Consider the following 14401-nt stretch of genomic DNA (forward strand, 5'->3'; position numbering starts at 1 on the left):
ATTCTCATCATCATGACTTTTTAATTATGTTTTCCATTTTACCGATGGCATTGACCGTCTGCTTGAACAATTGATCCATTGCTTCAGGTGCCTGACTCGGTGCATAACGTGCAAATTCACACGTATTCAGGATACTTATAAATTGATTACTCATCTCTTCATCTACCCCAAACACCATTAATTCAGCCTCAACGTTGTCTTTTGTCAGACTCGCTTGTGGAATGTTCAGCTTGTCGCTCAGATATCCCCACACCGCGCGAAGAACTTCATCATAGAATTCTTCTTTTTTCTTCTCTTTCAATAATTTCTCAGCCTTTTTCAAGCGACGAACGGCTATTTTGTTCGCTTTTTTCGTACGTACAAGCGCAATGTTTGCATTTTCTTTCACCTGTTTGCGATAAATGGCAAAGAAGACCATAAATAAAACAGCAATAAGCAGATACGCCATTATATACATGAACGATCCGAAAAAGACCTCTCTATTTGATACAAAATGAGGTTTGGACACTTTGATATATCGGATATCTTGACCCAAATATTTGACACTTTCTTGCGTTCCGAAATTTGAAATGACCGGTCCGGAGGCATTCTCACTTCCGGCTCCTTTCTCAACGTGCAGTTTGAACGGTTGAGACGAAAGCGTTTTATAGGAACCGTCTTGGGAATCGAAATACGAAAATTGAACAGCCGGAATCTCAAAGTTGCCGGCATAACGCGGAATAGCCATGTATTCAATTGATTTCGTTCCGCTTGTACCCGAAGGAGTTGTCTTGATATTATTATCTACTTTCGGATCATACACTTCAAAATCATTCGGGAAAGTGATTTCCGGATTTTTAGCTAATTTAATATTTCCATTTCCTGAAAGTGTCACGTTGATCGTAACGGCTTCGTTCGTTTTAATGCGATCGGAATTGATGCTTGCTTTCATTGTGTAGGAACCTACCGCTCCCTGGAAAGAAGCCGGTTTACCGCTCGGAAGCGGCTTGACGTCGATCGTTACCGGTGCAGTCGTAAGCACTCTTTTCACATCTTGGTACGTATCGAAGAAGTCGTCAAAAATACTGCGCACGCGTTGTTTCGAACGGATGCGGACTACGGCGTCATATTTGCCTCCTTCTATCGTAATTTTACCCGCACGTTGCGGATAAAGCACGGTCTGTTTGATTACGACCGCTCGGTAATTACGTCCATTATAATTTTCGAGCGTCCATTGTGGATTCAACTCGATATCCTGAGCAAGAAACCCTTCAAATTCAGGAAACTTCACATCGTTCAATGCCGCATCATACAGAGAATAGAGTTTGAACGTAACTAAAAATCCCTCCTGCTCATAAACGCTACGTTTCGAAACATTCATCCGAACGAATAACTCATCACTCCCGATATTGGAAGAACCGGATGTCGCTTGACTGCCCCCCGAGCCTGAAGACGCAGCTTCAGATGCTTTATCTGGAGGCAGTACTTTAATGACTAATGAGTTCGAGCTATAATTCGAATTTTTCATTTTTATCGTGGCCGGCCCTAAATTAAATGTGCCTTCTTTCTTAGGCATTAAGATATACGTGAATGTTTGAGCATAGGAGCTGCTCGATTTCCCATTAATATATTGCATGCTTCTGCTTACCGACGAAGTAGGTCCCATCAACACTTCGAAATCGGCTAAATCCGGTGTCCGAAGTCCGCTGGCTCCTTCTTCATTGACGGTATACGTCAGCTGGAATTGCTGCCCCATTACCACGGCATTGGGAGCAGAGGCTTTGAAGGTCACTCCGTCTGCTTTCAGGTAGGTCCCTGCTAAAAACAACAGCCCGGTAACGATAAAAATGAATTTTCTCATAGCTTTTATTTTTACCATTGTTTATCTGTTTTACGACGTTCTTGATGTTTGGCCTGAGCCTTTTTCACTTTTTCCTGTGTGTCTTTTTCGTCCTGCAGGAAAGCATCGAGAATCTGTTGCGCATTATCTCTGCTCATTTGTTCATTCTCCTGCTTTTGTTCCTGTGTTTTATTCTCTTGCTGCTCATTCTGCTGCTGTTGCTGATCCTGCTTTTGCTCCTGTTCCTTCTGTTCTTGTTGTTGCTGCTGATCCTGATTCTGCTGGTCTTGATTTTGTTGCTGCTGATCATTCAGTAACTTCTGAGCCAAGGCTAAGTTATAGCGTGTCTCTTCGTCTTTCGGATTCATCCTCAGAGACTGTTTATAGGCTTCTACACTTTTAGCATAGTCCTTGTTTTTCATCTGAATATTCCCGAGATTGTGAAAAACTTCCGCCAATCGTTGGGCATTCGCCGGATTTTCAGCCAGGAGACGCTCTCTCTGACCGACGATCTGTTGGTATTGTTCGGCTGCTTCCGGATATTTTTCCTGCTTGTACAAGGCATTCCCCAGATTGTATGACCCTTCCACAGAGCGCGGATTGACTTCGATACTCTGTCGGTAAGCAATCTCCGATTCGGTGTATTTCTCTTCTTTGTACAATTTGTTCCCTTTTCGGATATGCGACCGCTCCGCCTTCTGTGCGAACATGTCGTTCGTACAGCAGAATGCGGTTGTCATACTTATGAATATCAGATATATTGCTTTCATCTCTACTTTATTAAGAAAATAATTTTATTTTCCGGAATATCCGATTTTTTCGTTCCAGAATCAAATACTCGAGAATCAACAACATCAAAACAATCCATGCTAACACTTGGAATTGTTCGTCGTATTCCGAATATACTTTACTCTCCAACTCTGCTTTATCCATCTTATTAATTTCGGCTTGTAACGCGCGTAGGGCCGAGTTGGTATTGTCTGCACGAACATAGATTCCTTTACCGGCCGCAGCAATTTCCTGACACATCTGCTCGTTCAACTGCGTGATCACAATGTTTCCATTGCCGTCTCGCATGTAGTCGTTCCCGTTGTTAAGAGGAATCGGGGCTCCTTTTGGTAGCCCGATACCTACAATATTCACGTTCACTCCTTTTTCGGCCGCAGCCGCAGCCGCTTTTACCGGATCATCTTCATGATTTTCACCGTCTGTGATTATCATGATCGTTTTTCCGGAGTTTTCATTCGGTGTAAACGAACGCATGGCCAGATTAATCGCCGTTCCGATCGCTGTTCCTTGCGTAGAAATCATCGAAGGAGTAATGGACGACATAAACATCTTGGCCGAAATATAATCTGAGGTAATCGGTAATTGCGTAAAAGCATCGCCGGCAAAAACAATCAGGCCGACCTTGTCGTCGGTAAAACTGTCGGTCATTCTCGAAAGCATTTGTTTGGCTTTTTCCAAACGATTCGGTTGAATATCTTCGGCCATCATCGAATTGGAAACATCCAGACATATCATGATTTCCACACCTTGCCTTTTGACGGTTTCCAGCTTGGAGCCGAACTGGGGACCGGCAATCAAAAAAATCGTTACGGCTATGGAGGTAAATAATAACCAAAATTTCAACCGCTCGCGTTTACGTGATACTTCCGGCGTCAGTTGTGAAACGAGCATGGGATCACCAAATCGCTTGATAGCCCTCTTTCTGGCAATCACCACATAGAGGTAAAATATCGTCAATACGGGAAGTATTGCCAGTAAATATAGGTAAATAGAATGAGCAAAACGAAACATAATCAACTTTTTTCCTTATGGTATCTTCTTTAATAATGTATGCTTCAGGAAAAGTTCCAGCAGCAGCAAAGCAAACAGAATCAGAGCAATTTCTTTATACTCTTCCTGTTTTTTACTGTATTCCTGTACGCTGATTTTGGTCTTCTCCATTTTGTCGATCTCGGCATAAATTTCCTTCAGACTGGCATTGTCGGTAGCTCTGAAATATTGCCCTCCAGTCGTCGTTGCTATCTGCGTTAAAGTTGGTTCATCAATATCAACGGGAACCATCTGGGTCTGAATCGTTCCCCCCGGCAGACGGAACGGATACGGAGCTGATCCTTTTGTTCCTACACCAATGGTATACACGCGGATACCGAATGTTTTAGCAATCTCGGCAGCCGTTACCGGAGCAATTTCACCACGATTATTCGATCCGTCGGTCAGCAAAATAATGACTTTCGATTTGGCCTGACTGTCTTTGATGCGACTGACGGCATTCGCCAATCCGAGCCCTATAGCCGTTCCGTCCTCGATCATCCCACTCTGAATATCCTTGAAGAGATTCAATAAAATAGCATGATCGGTGGTGAGTGGACACTGCGTAAAACTCTCAGCCGAAAAAACGACGAGACCAATGTTGTCATTCGGTCGTCCATTGATAAAAGCAGCGGCCACATTTTTAGCCGATTCCAAACGATTCGGTCGCAGATCTTGCGCCAACATACTGCTCGAAATATCAATGGCCATCATGATATCAATCCCTTCGGTCGACGAGTTCTGCCAACTGTTGGTCGACTGCGGACGAGCCAAAATAATGATAACAAGAGCAATGGCCATCATGCGTAACACAAACGGTACATGTCGCAAATATACTTTCGCTGTCACCGCCTTGGGCACATCAAAAGCCTGCGAAGACGATATCTCCACACTAGCCTGATTCTTACGCATCTTCCAAAAATACCAGCCAATTAGAGGAATCAGCAGTAGCAATAAATATAAGTATGATGGATTTGCGAATATCATTGCTCTTCTTCGTTAGGGGTTACTTCTATCGTTTTCTGGGATGACGCCATCTCCTTGTCCGACAGCCGATTTCCCGTTGTCTTTTTTTCTTCCGGGTTCGGCACTTCGGTTTGTTTCGTCTGATTGACAAATAGATATGAATTCATCATACTTAACTCGTTTTCGTCAGGTAAGGGATGCAACTTGGCAAACTTTACAAAATCAGCCAAATGAAGAATCTGTTTCAACGTCTCATAAACAGAATGAGCCTCATTTTCCTGCTCAATAATATGAAGAATTTCTTCCGACGTTTTTTCCATAGCATTGACCTGATAACGTCTCGAAATATACCGACGCAGCGTATCCGTCACGAGCGTATGATATTCTTTATTCAATCCTTGCTGCCATAATTTCTGTCCTTTAATCTCATTCAATTCCTGAATAGCCTGTTCGTATGGCGGGAGCTTGGGTTCTTCTTTTTTAAACGGAATCAACGTCTTTCTGTTTCGATATCGCTGAATAAGATAGCCAATGACACAAATCACAAAGAGTCCGAACAGAACACCGAATATCCAGGGATAATAATCGGCTAAGACAAACGGCGGCTTCCATACGTCTTTGATGTCATAAAACTCTTCCGGATTATCCGTATCGACAGGTACGGTAGACACTTTTAACGCAACCTGATTCGATGAAATCGTGTCGCCCCGATCAATCACGATAAACGGAGGTAACAGATACAATGCCGAATCGAACGACGTAATCAGGATATTTTGCTTAATGATTAATCGATTATCCACGATCGTCGAATCTGCCTGCGAAGTAGATAAAACTTCCACTCCGGGCATCAGAATATCCGTTGGAATCGGACAAATAACTTGTCTGTCTTTATCGGTTGTAATTGTCAGGTTCAATGTTGTTTGCTCTCCTATCAGGATATCGGCCGTGTCAAGTTTGACACTAATCAACGTCTGTTGTGCCTGTATCCCGATGCTCGATGCTATGGTTAAAGCAAACAATAATAACCGGAATTTATTGTTTCTCAGTTTCATGCTGGATTAGTTTCGTTTGTCAAAGAGAGCGATTAAGGCTTTGACATAATCATCTTCGGTTCGAATCGATACGGCATCGACCCGGCTCTTGTTAAATGCTTTGTTCATATCGCTTTGTCGCTCTTCCCACCATGTCTTATACAGTTCTCTCACCTTATTTGACGAGCTGTCTATCCATCGTTCTTTACCGGTTTCCGCATCCTTGATCTTCATAAGTCCGACATTCGGAAGTTCCGTCTCACGATGATCGTACACCTGAATGGCTACGACATCATGTTTTCGGTTGGCAATTGTCAAGGCTTCCTGATAATTTCCCTTATCGATGAAATCGGAGATCAGGAAAGCCGTACACCGCTTCTTAATCGCATTTGTGAGATATTTGAGTGCTTGACCGAGATCTGTTTGTTTATGTTCCGGCTGAAAATCGATCAATTCGCGAATAATATAAAGAATGTGCCGCTTCCCTTTTTGAGGCGGTATAAATTTTTCGATCTGATCCGAAAAGAAAATAACTCCGATTTTATCGTTGTTCTGAATCGCCGAAAAAGCCAGTGTAGCAGCAATTTCCGTGATAACTTCTTTCTTCATGCGACTCACGGTTCCGAAGTCTTTACTGCCCGACACATCGATCAACAGCATCACGGTCAATTCGCGTTCTTCCTCGAAAACCTTCACGTACGGACGAATATAACGTGCCGTCACATTCCAGTCGATGTCACGGATATCATCCCCGAACTGATATTCGCGTACTTCGCTGAAAGCCATCCCCCGGCCTTTGAATGCCGAATGATACTGGCCCGCGAAAATATTGCGCGACAGTCCGCGTGTCTTAATTTCTATCTGCCTGACTTTCTTTAAAAGTTCGCTTGTCTCCATTTATATCCATCAAGCCCGGTAAAACACCATCAGGGCACTTCGACTTTATTCAGAATTTCACTGATAATCTCTTCCGATGTGAGATTGTTGGCCTCCGCCTCATAACTGAGACCGATGCGGTGGCGCATCACATCATGGCATACGGCGCGTACGTCTTCGGGAATTACATAGCCGCGACGTTTAATAAAGGCATATGCACGCGCTGCCAACGCCAGATTGATCGAAGCACGGGGTGAAGCGGCAAATGCAATCATCGATTTGAGATTGGCCAGATTATATTCGGCGGGGAAACGGGTCGCGAAAACAATATCAACGATATAACGTTCAATCTTTTCGTCCAGATACACCTCGCGAACAATGCTACGCGCTTCAATAATCTGTCGGGTATCAAGTACCGGCTTAATATCCGGCTTCTTACCCGAAATATTCTGACGGATCACCAGTTTTTCTTCCTCTTTCTTCGGATAGTTGATGACGACTTTCAACATGAAACGGTCTACTTGTGCTTCGGGAAGCGGATACGTACCTTCCTGTTCGATCGGGTTTTGTGTAGCCATTACGAGAAACGGCTCCGGAAGTTTATAGGTCGATTCGCCGATTGTCACCTGTCGCTCCTGCATGGCTTCGAGCAACGCACTCTGCACCTTGGCCGGAGCACGGTTGATTTCGTCAGCCAATACAAAATTCGCGAATACGGGTCCTTGCTTAACAAGAAATTCTTCGCTTTTCTGGCTGTATATCATGGTCCCGATCACGTCGGCCGGCAACAAGTCCGGTGTAAACTGGATACGACTGTATTTGGCGTCGATTAGCGAGGAAAGTGTTTTAATTGCCAGTGTTTTAGCAAGACCCGGAACCCCTTCCAGCAAGATGTGACCATCGGAAAGAAGTCCGATCAACAACGATTCGATCAGATGCTTCTGACCGACGATGACCTGATTCATGCCCATGGTAATCATGTTTACGAACGAACTGTTATTTTCAATCCGTTCGTTCAATTCTCGAATATCTACTGTTTGATCCATAGATTAAGTATGTTATATAGTTTTGATCTTTATACGTTCATTTTTGAACGCACAAAAATAGAAAATTCAGGTTGGTATATTGAAGTTTCGCCGTTAAATAATACTAATCACACAACGAGTTGCTATGCTCTAATTTGTTTATTTTTAAAAAGATTATTTCGTCTTCTTCGCCATGATTTTCGACTGCAATTCTTTTGCCTGTGCAAGGGATACACTGCTTTGGGCATTAATCGCGTACACCTCTTTGGCCGGAATCAGAATTTCCATTCCTGCGGGCACACGGTCGGGATCGGGAATTCTAGCTTTGTTGAAATCATAGATATAGACCCAGAAGATTTTATTTCCGTAATATTTTTGCGCAAGTAACGTTAACCGCTCGCCCGGTGCTATTTTTACACGTGCCATAACGTTTTTGTCGGATGAAGCGGAAGCGGCAGTTGCAACCGGCTTCGCTGACTTCGTCTGCTGAGAGGCCGCTTTCTTAGGAGATGTCGATGTTGTAGATGTTGTTTGTTCTTTCCGCGTAGACGAAACCGGGGCGGCTGGTAAGGCAGCGGAGCTTTTGTTCGTTTCGAGAGCAGTCACCCCAAGCGTATCGGCATTAGTGCCTTGTTCCGATTCCTGCATCGCGGTGGAGTCTGCGGGCAATATAAACGAATCGTCTGTTGTCTGTGTATGCTGCGTTGTGTCGTTGAATTCGTTGTACGATAAACGATCATAATAGAAATAGTAGAATATTCCTACCCCTAACAGCAACAGTAACAACGCCAGAATCACATACAACGATGTATTCGACGCTTCTTGTTTCTTTTTCTTCACAGGAGGCTTGGCAGGATGAGATTTCGGTGTTTCTTTCACAGGCTGCTCTTTACGTTCTTTATTTTCATTCATAGCTTTTTGTTTTATTGATGTTGTACTTTGTAATGTTTCACGGTTCGTGGCAGATGCGGGATGGCTCCCGATTGCACGTTCTTCCGACCATGCTTGGTCAACGTTTTTATCGATTTCTTTGTCCATGATATTCTGTTCTTCTTTTTTCTCTTCTTCAGGGGGAAGTACCAAAAGCGGAGTTGCTTCTTCTTCGGCTTTCGGATCTGTCTTTTCTGTTGTTTCCGTAGCTTCTCCGACGGGTTCCTGAGTCGGTTCTTCCGCAGTTATGATCTCATCGTTTTCATCCTCCTCGTCATCATTCGAAAGACTGACGGAAGCTGTCTCATTGCTTTCCGTTCCGTTTGTTTCAACGGCCTCGAAAAAAGCAAACGGACGGTTAATCTTCTCTTTGAGCAACTTATCGGGAAGAAAAGACAACTTGTGATGTGCCGGAATAACAATCCTCTCTCCGGTATTGACGTGTACACTCTCACGTTCTTTGACCAGAATCACTTTAAAACTGCCAATTCCTTTTATTCGTACGAATCCGTCTTTCGTAATGCCCTCATTGACCAACTCAATCAGTGTTTCAATAAACTTCTCAACGTCTGCCGCTTCTTTTCCGGTAGTTTGAGCCAGCATCTCGGCCATATGCTCGATGGTTATTTTCTCAGCCATGATTGTCTAATGTTCTTAAATACGTTTTCAAGGTTGCTGCCGGTCTGAATACAGGAACCAGCTTAGGAGGAATAAGATAACGCTTACTATTGCTCGGATTGGCCAAAAAGCGTTCGTCTTTTTTCTTTGCTTCGAATTGTCCTAATCCATGCAAGCTAATGATATCGTTGCCGGCAAGTTTATCGCCTACGACGCGGCTGAACGCATCGAGCATCTCTTCTACTTCATGTTTTTCCCAACGGAGTCGGTTTGATAATTCAGTGATCAATTCTATATCTTTCATATGCAACCGTTATTATTTTAAGACGTCTATATTCGCTGTTTCCGTTTAATTAAACAAAAGAATTAACATTTTATAATCTTTATACGAGAGCTTTCCCATACAATTCAAACGCTTCCGACGATTCCACCTGAACCGTATAGAACTGCCCTATATCTAATTGCTTTTCCTTGCTGATGAGTATTTCCGGGTCAACTTCCGGCGAGTCATACTCCGTACGGCCGATGTAAAAATCTTCTTCCCGGTCCACTATGACTTTAAAAACCTTACCGACTTTCTCTTGCTGTACTTCGGTCGAAATCTTCTGCTGCAACCGCATCAACGTATCCAGACGCTGCTGCTTGACATCGTCCGCTACATCATCCTGATGATTTTTATATGAATACGTTCCGACTTCGTGGCTGTATGCAAAAGCGCCCATGCGCTCGAAGCGGGCGTCTTTGGCAAACTGCATCAATTCGGCAAAATCTTCATCCGTTTCGCCGGGATAACCGACCATGAGGGTGGTTCGCAAATGAATGCCGGGCACTTCGTCACGGATGTGGCCGATGAGTTCGTAAGTTCCCTGCTTGGTTATTCGGCGACGCATTCGTTTCAGAATCGGATCGCTGATGTGTTGCAACGCAATATCGAGGTATTTACAAACATTTTCACGTTCACGCATAACGCGCAACAAGTCATGCGGAAAATGCGACGGGTAGCCGTAATGAAGCCGTATCCATTCGATACCGGGAACATCGGATAAACGTTCGACCAGCTCGGGAAGAACGGCTTTACGGTACACATCAAGCCCGTAATACGTTAAATCTTGCGCGATAAGTTGAATCTCTTTGATGCCCTTGCGAGTCAGTAACCTTGCTTCGTCTACGATTTCTTCCATCGGACGCGACCGGTATTTTCCGGTAATAATCGGAATGGAACAGTAAGAGCACGTACGATTACATCCTTCGGCAATTTTCAGGTAGGCATAATGTTTGGGGGTGGTGACGACGCGATCGGTCGACGACTCCGGACGATACGCTTTCCCGATATCGTTCAATAGCTCTTTCCAGTTGAATTTGCCATAGAAACGGTCGACAAAGGGAAGCTCTGTTTTTAGTTCCTTCAAGAAACGTTCTGACAGACAACCCATCACAAAAAGTTTGCCGATTCGTCCTCTGTCTTTCTCTTCGCCTAATGCCAAAATGAGGTTGATGGACTCTTCCTGCGCGTCACCGATAAATGCGCATGTGTTGACCACGACAAACTCCCCATTTACTTTTTCCGCGTCGTGCGTAACGGTATATCCATTCAGCTGAAACTGACGCATTAACTGCTCGGAATCGACGAGATTCTTCGAACAGCCGAGGGTGATGATGTCAACCTTGTTTTTTCTCATGCTCTCCGAACAGTGAATCTACAAATGCTTTTCGGTTAAATATTTGCAAATCTTCCATGCCTTCGCCCAAACCGATGTATTTGACCGGAATATGGAAATGATCGGAAATACTGATCACGACACCGCCCTTGGCCGTTCCATCCAGCTTTGTGACGGCCAACGCATTAACTTCGGTCGCAGCCGTAAACTGTTTGGCCTGCTCGAAAGCGTTTTGTCCCGTCGAGCCGTCGAGCACCAGCAGCACTTCGTCCGGAGCATCGGGCACCACCTTCTTCATGACGTTCTTAATCTTCGTCAATTCGTTCATCAGGTTGATTTTATTATGCAGACGGCCGGCCGTATCGATAATCACCACGTCGGCATCATTGGCCTGTGCCGAATTAAGCGTATCGAACGCAACCGAAGCCGGGTCGGAGCCCATCTTCTGTTTGACGATCGGCACGCCTACGCGCTCACTCCAAATCACCAACTGCTCCACAGCGGCTGCCCGAAACGTATCGGCCGCGCCCAGATAAACCTTCTTTCCCCGCTTTTTAAACTGATAGGCCAACTTGCCGATCGTCGTAGTTTTTCCAACTCCATTGACCCCAACCACCATGATGACATAAGGCTTCTTGCCTTCGGGAACAGAGAAATCTTCCATATCTTCCGTTTTGTTCTCCGTGAGCAAAGCGGCGATTTCTTCGCGCAAGATCGTCGTTAATTCGCTTGTAGATATATACTTGTCTTTTGCAGCCCGTTTCTCGATACGTTCGATGATTTTAAGCGTGGTGCTGACTCCTACGTCCGACGTAATCAAGACTTCTTCCAATTCATCCAATACCGCATCATCTACTTTACTTTTTCCGACGATAGCCTTGGTGATTTTCGAAAAGACACTTTCTTTCGTTTTGGACAGTCCTTTATCTAATGTTTCTTTCTTCTCTTTACTGAAAAACTCAAAAAAGCCCATTGCTTACTAATGATATATGTTTTGGCTACAAAGGTACATGATTTTTTAATTAAAACCTATCATTTAGGCCTAAGTGATTACTACTTCTTCTCAAGTGCTTGAAATTTCCCTTGCAAAGCGATTGGAATTCTTCCCTAAATTCATCTACGTCTTTATTCTATGATTGGCTATTTTCGGATTCCTTTTCGTTCAACATAACTCTTTGTTTGGCATTTAGAGGAGAGATAACTTTTTCTCCTGTTTTGGACTCCAATTCAAGACGTGCATTACGTGCTATTTCTCCACCTTGACGAGCCACGTCGCTGTGTTCATCCATTGTTTCGGGATTGGTCGTTTCCGAAATACGCTTGGTTGATAGCTCCGCCAGCATATTCAGCACCAGCTCAGTGTTAGTCATGTTGTCGCGCAAGTTTTCCTTTTTCAACCCCTTGAATTTCTTATACTCCTTAGCCGTTTTACCGGCCCACGTCTTGTAGATAATGTCGGTTAGGGACGCAAATTGTATCCCCTCTTGCAATCCGCGTTTCTTCCATTCGTCGGTAAGCTCTTTGCGTATTTCAATGCTTTTCAGACGTTGATTGATCCAATTGTCGGAATAGCCCAAACGTTTGTAATCGCTCATAGCCTGCTCTATCGACAATTCCGGGTCTTGCATCTGATCCAAACGCTCACGTGCCACTTGTGCAATCCACAACTTAAACGGTTCAGCCTTGGGTGAAGGGATAGACTGAATCAGTCTGAAAAGCTGCTCCGTATCAGCCACATCGGTTAGATACATTTTATTGTCAGACGAGCGCATTTTCAGTTGACTACAATTTGTAGCCAACTCGCTTCCTTCTTTTTTTAATCGGGTTTTCAGTACACTCCAATATTTTCTTGGGTTGGGACTATCCGTTAAAATGGCAACGGTATCCACGATGGAGAAGTACCATTTTTCCTGTTCTTCGTCCCAAACGGTGCGGACTTTCTTCTCCTCAAATAACTGTATGGCTTGCTTTTTTGTCATAGCATTTCGTCTTTGTCTCAATCTTCCTCTTTGTAATATACCTTGTAGAACTTGCCCCGTTCGTCTTCACCCTGTTCTATGTTTTGACAGTCTTTGCAAAGGTATATCTTTTTTTCGTGTTTCCACCAAAGAAAACACGAGCTTATTTTCGAAAAAGTAAACGTTTTCGTCCGTCCGGTTGCCTTCTCCTAAAAAACCTAAGCAGAAACTAATTATATCCATTTATCGTAAGAAAAGAAACTTTTCGGATGTAAATAAATAGTCGACTCTGCAAAAACCGCTTATCTTTGCACACATAACGATCAAAATAAGAAATATCATGAGAAGAAAAAAATCATTGCATCTGTCTTTCTAATGGCTTTATGCGCCGGATGCGGAAACAGCAGCCAAGAAAAAGAAACCGCGATCATCACAGTCGATGTACATGCCGATTATCTGGAGAAAAAACTGATGCTTCAGGATTTTCTGGAGGTGGAATATATTCCGCTCGAGACGAACGATGAATTCATCACCCAAGGCCATGTAATGGCCATCGGTGACCGATACGTTTTAGCCAAAAACCGAACAGCCGACGGCGATATTTTTCTCTTTGACCGACAAACGGGGAAAGGCATCAGAAAAATAAACAGAAAAGGACAAGGAGCCGAAGAATATACATCCATCTACCGAATAGTACTGGACGAAGCCAACGAGGAAATGTTTGTCAATTGCATGCCCATGAGAAAAACATTCGTATATGACTTGGAAGGTCGTTTCAAACGGAGCTTCAACCACGCGGACAGCGCTTCGTATTCGGATCTCTTCAATTACGATAGGGAGCATCTGATCGGCTACGATATGTCCATATATTATAAGGAAGGAATGCCTTCAGACGGCCGTTCCTACCACGTCCTTATCTCGAAGCAGGACGGAATTGTGACATGGAATATCCCGATTCCTTTCGATATCGTCAAAGTACCGTTCGTGCATAAAGAAAACTCGGTTGTTATAACGCATATTCCCACAATAGTGCCTTGGCACGACAAGTTTCTGCTTATTGAAACATCGACCGATACGGTTTATTTATCGGAAGGAAACACCCTCCGTCCGTTTTTAGTAAAAACCGCCTCCGCAGATCCTCAGATACTCCTTACGATGGGCACGATGACCGACCGTTATTATTTTCTGCAAACGATTAAGAAAGAGTTTGATTTCACGACGGGAAAAGGATTTCCAAGAACCGATTTGATGTATGACACGGAAGAAAAAGCCCTATACCGCGCGACCGTATTCAATGCCGATTACGAAAAGCATGAAGTGAATATGAATTCAAACCCGGTAAATGGCACAATCGCGGCATTCGACATACTGACAACCGATCAGCTCGTTGAAGCGTATGAAAAAGATGAGCTGAAAGGACCACTCAAGGACATTGCCGCACAATTGGACGAAGAAGCGAATCCCGTACTCGTTGTCATGAAGTATAAAACAAAGAAATAGTCCGTTCTAAAACAGGTTCTAACCGGTTCGGAACGATATTTCGATACGTTCCAAATGGTATTTGGGTACGTTCCGAGGGGTATTTAATACGGTTCGGAAATAAATTATGACCGGTTCGGAACCTGATTTCGGGTAGCTCGGAGAGATATTTCGGTACGTTCGGAACGTATCGATGGGTGCTTCGGAAACCTGTCGACGGGTG

14 protein-coding genes are annotated in these 14401 nt (G+C 44.0%); 1 reads left to right on the forward strand and 13 read right to left on the reverse strand.

Annotated features, from left to right (window positions below; all coding sequences use genetic code 11):
* Positions 1–10: 10 nt before the first annotated feature.
* The 12 genes from Q4A89_RS02190 to Q4A89_RS02245 all read right to left on the reverse strand — a co-directional run bounded on the left by Q4A89_RS02190 (position 11) and on the right by Q4A89_RS02245 (position 12720).
* Entirely contained in the window at positions 11–1840 is a 1830-nt protein-coding gene (locus Q4A89_RS02190; protein WP_303183410.1) for a BatD family protein, read from the reverse strand.
* A gap of 11 nt (positions 1841–1851) precedes the next feature.
* On the reverse strand, positions 1852–2559 hold the full coding sequence (locus tag Q4A89_RS02195; protein WP_303183480.1) for a tetratricopeptide repeat protein: 708 nt from the start codon (positions 2557–2559) through the stop codon (positions 1852–1854).
* A 40-nt stretch (positions 2560–2599) separates the two neighbouring features.
* Positions 2600–3619, reverse strand: a complete 1020-nt coding sequence (locus Q4A89_RS02200; protein ID WP_303183412.1) for a VWA domain-containing protein — start codon at positions 3617–3619, stop codon at positions 2600–2602.
* Between the two features lie 15 nt (positions 3620–3634).
* Entirely contained in the window at positions 3635–4624 is a 990-nt protein-coding gene (locus tag Q4A89_RS02205) for a VWA domain-containing protein (protein WP_303183413.1), read from the reverse strand.
* Positions 4621–5655, reverse strand: a complete 1035-nt coding sequence (locus Q4A89_RS02210; RefSeq protein WP_303183415.1) for a hypothetical protein — start codon at positions 5653–5655, stop codon at positions 4621–4623. The genes Q4A89_RS02205 and Q4A89_RS02210 overlap by 4 nt, the downstream gene beginning before the upstream one ends.
* 6 nt (positions 5656–5661) lie before the next feature.
* Complete coding sequence (locus Q4A89_RS02215; RefSeq protein ID WP_303183417.1) at positions 5662–6531, reverse strand: DUF58 domain-containing protein; 870 nt, start codon at positions 6529–6531, stop codon at positions 5662–5664.
* 29 nt (positions 6532–6560) lie between these two features.
* Positions 6561–7556, reverse strand: coding sequence for a MoxR family ATPase (locus Q4A89_RS02220; protein ID WP_303183419.1), 996 nt, complete (start codon positions 7554–7556; stop codon positions 6561–6563).
* Between the two features lie 153 nt (positions 7557–7709).
* Positions 7710–9104 carry an HU family DNA-binding protein gene (locus Q4A89_RS02225; RefSeq protein WP_303183421.1) on the reverse strand — a complete coding sequence of 465 codons (1395 nt, stop codon included), beginning with the start codon at positions 9102–9104 and terminating at the stop codon, positions 7710–7712.
* Positions 9097–9387, reverse strand: a complete 291-nt coding sequence (locus tag Q4A89_RS02230) for an HU family DNA-binding protein (protein ID WP_303183423.1) — start codon at positions 9385–9387, stop codon at positions 9097–9099. The genes Q4A89_RS02225 and Q4A89_RS02230 overlap by 8 nt, the downstream gene beginning before the upstream one ends.
* 79 nt (positions 9388–9466) lie before the next feature.
* Entirely contained in the window at positions 9467–10762 is a 1296-nt protein-coding gene (gene rimO, locus Q4A89_RS02235) for a 30S ribosomal protein S12 methylthiotransferase RimO (RefSeq protein WP_303183425.1), read from the reverse strand.
* Entirely contained in the window at positions 10743–11714 is a 972-nt protein-coding gene (gene ftsY, locus Q4A89_RS02240) for a signal recognition particle-docking protein FtsY (protein ID WP_303183427.1), read from the reverse strand. The genes rimO and ftsY overlap by 20 nt, the downstream gene beginning before the upstream one ends.
* Before the next feature lie 157 nt (positions 11715–11871).
* On the reverse strand, positions 11872–12720 hold the full coding sequence (locus Q4A89_RS02245) for a Bro-N domain-containing protein (protein ID WP_303183429.1): 849 nt from the start codon (positions 12718–12720) through the stop codon (positions 11872–11874).
* 354 nt (positions 12721–13074) lie between these two features.
* On the opposite strand from Q4A89_RS02245, the gene Q4A89_RS02250 reads away from it, so the two are divergent.
* Positions 13075–14199, forward strand: a complete 1125-nt coding sequence (locus Q4A89_RS02250; RefSeq protein ID WP_303183431.1) for a 6-bladed beta-propeller — start codon at positions 13075–13077, stop codon at positions 14197–14199.
* Positions 14200–14217: 18 nt separating this feature from the next.
* Here the strand turns inward: Q4A89_RS02250 and Q4A89_RS02255 are convergent.
* The coding region (locus Q4A89_RS02255) for a hypothetical protein (RefSeq protein WP_303183432.1) at positions 14218–14401 on the reverse strand (184 nt) is incomplete at its 5' end.

The organism is Tannerella sp. (assembly GCF_030528505.1).
Taxonomy (GTDB): domain Bacteria; phylum Bacteroidota; class Bacteroidia; order Bacteroidales; family Tannerellaceae; genus Tannerella.

Excerpts from the sequence above, each read along its gene's own strand:
- Q4A89_RS02190 (WP_303183410.1), bottom strand. The coding sequence starts at position 1,840 with ATGAGAAAATTCATTTTTATCGTTACCGGGCTGTTGTTTTTAGCAGGG.
- Q4A89_RS02195 (WP_303183480.1), bottom strand. The coding sequence starts at position 2,559 with ATGACAACCGCATTCTGCTGTACGAACGACATGTTCGCACAGAAGGCG.
- Q4A89_RS02200 (WP_303183412.1), bottom strand. The coding sequence starts at position 3,619 with ATGTTTCGTTTTGCTCATTCTATTTACCTATATTTACTGGCAATACTT.
- Q4A89_RS02205 (WP_303183413.1), bottom strand. The coding sequence starts at position 4,624 with ATGATATTCGCAAATCCATCATACTTATATTTATTGCTACTGCTGATT.
- Q4A89_RS02210 (WP_303183415.1), bottom strand. The coding sequence starts at position 5,655 with ATGAAACTGAGAAACAATAAATTCCGGTTATTATTGTTTGCTTTAACC.
- Q4A89_RS02215 (WP_303183417.1), bottom strand. The coding sequence starts at position 6,531 with ATGGAGACAAGCGAACTTTTAAAGAAAGTCAGGCAGATAGAAATTAAG.
- Q4A89_RS02220 (WP_303183419.1), bottom strand. The coding sequence starts at position 7,556 with ATGGATCAAACAGTAGATATTCGAGAATTGAACGAACGGATTGAAAAT.
- Q4A89_RS02225 (WP_303183421.1), bottom strand. The coding sequence starts at position 9,104 with ATGGCTGAGAAAATAACCATCGAGCATATGGCCGAGATGCTGGCTCAA.
- Q4A89_RS02230 (WP_303183423.1), bottom strand. The coding sequence starts at position 9,387 with ATGAAAGATATAGAATTGATCACTGAATTATCAAACCGACTCCGTTGG.
- rimO (WP_303183425.1), bottom strand. The coding sequence starts at position 10,762 with ATGAGAAAAAACAAGGTTGACATCATCACCCTCGGCTGTTCGAAGAAT.
- ftsY (WP_303183427.1), bottom strand. The coding sequence starts at position 11,714 with ATGGGCTTTTTTGAGTTTTTCAGTAAAGAGAAGAAAGAAACATTAGAT.
- Q4A89_RS02245 (WP_303183429.1), bottom strand. The coding sequence starts at position 12,720 with ATGACAAAAAAGCAAGCCATACAGTTATTTGAGGAGAAGAAAGTCCGC.
- Q4A89_RS02250 (WP_303183431.1), top strand. The coding sequence starts at position 13,075 with ATGGCTTTATGCGCCGGATGCGGAAACAGCAGCCAAGAAAAAGAAACC.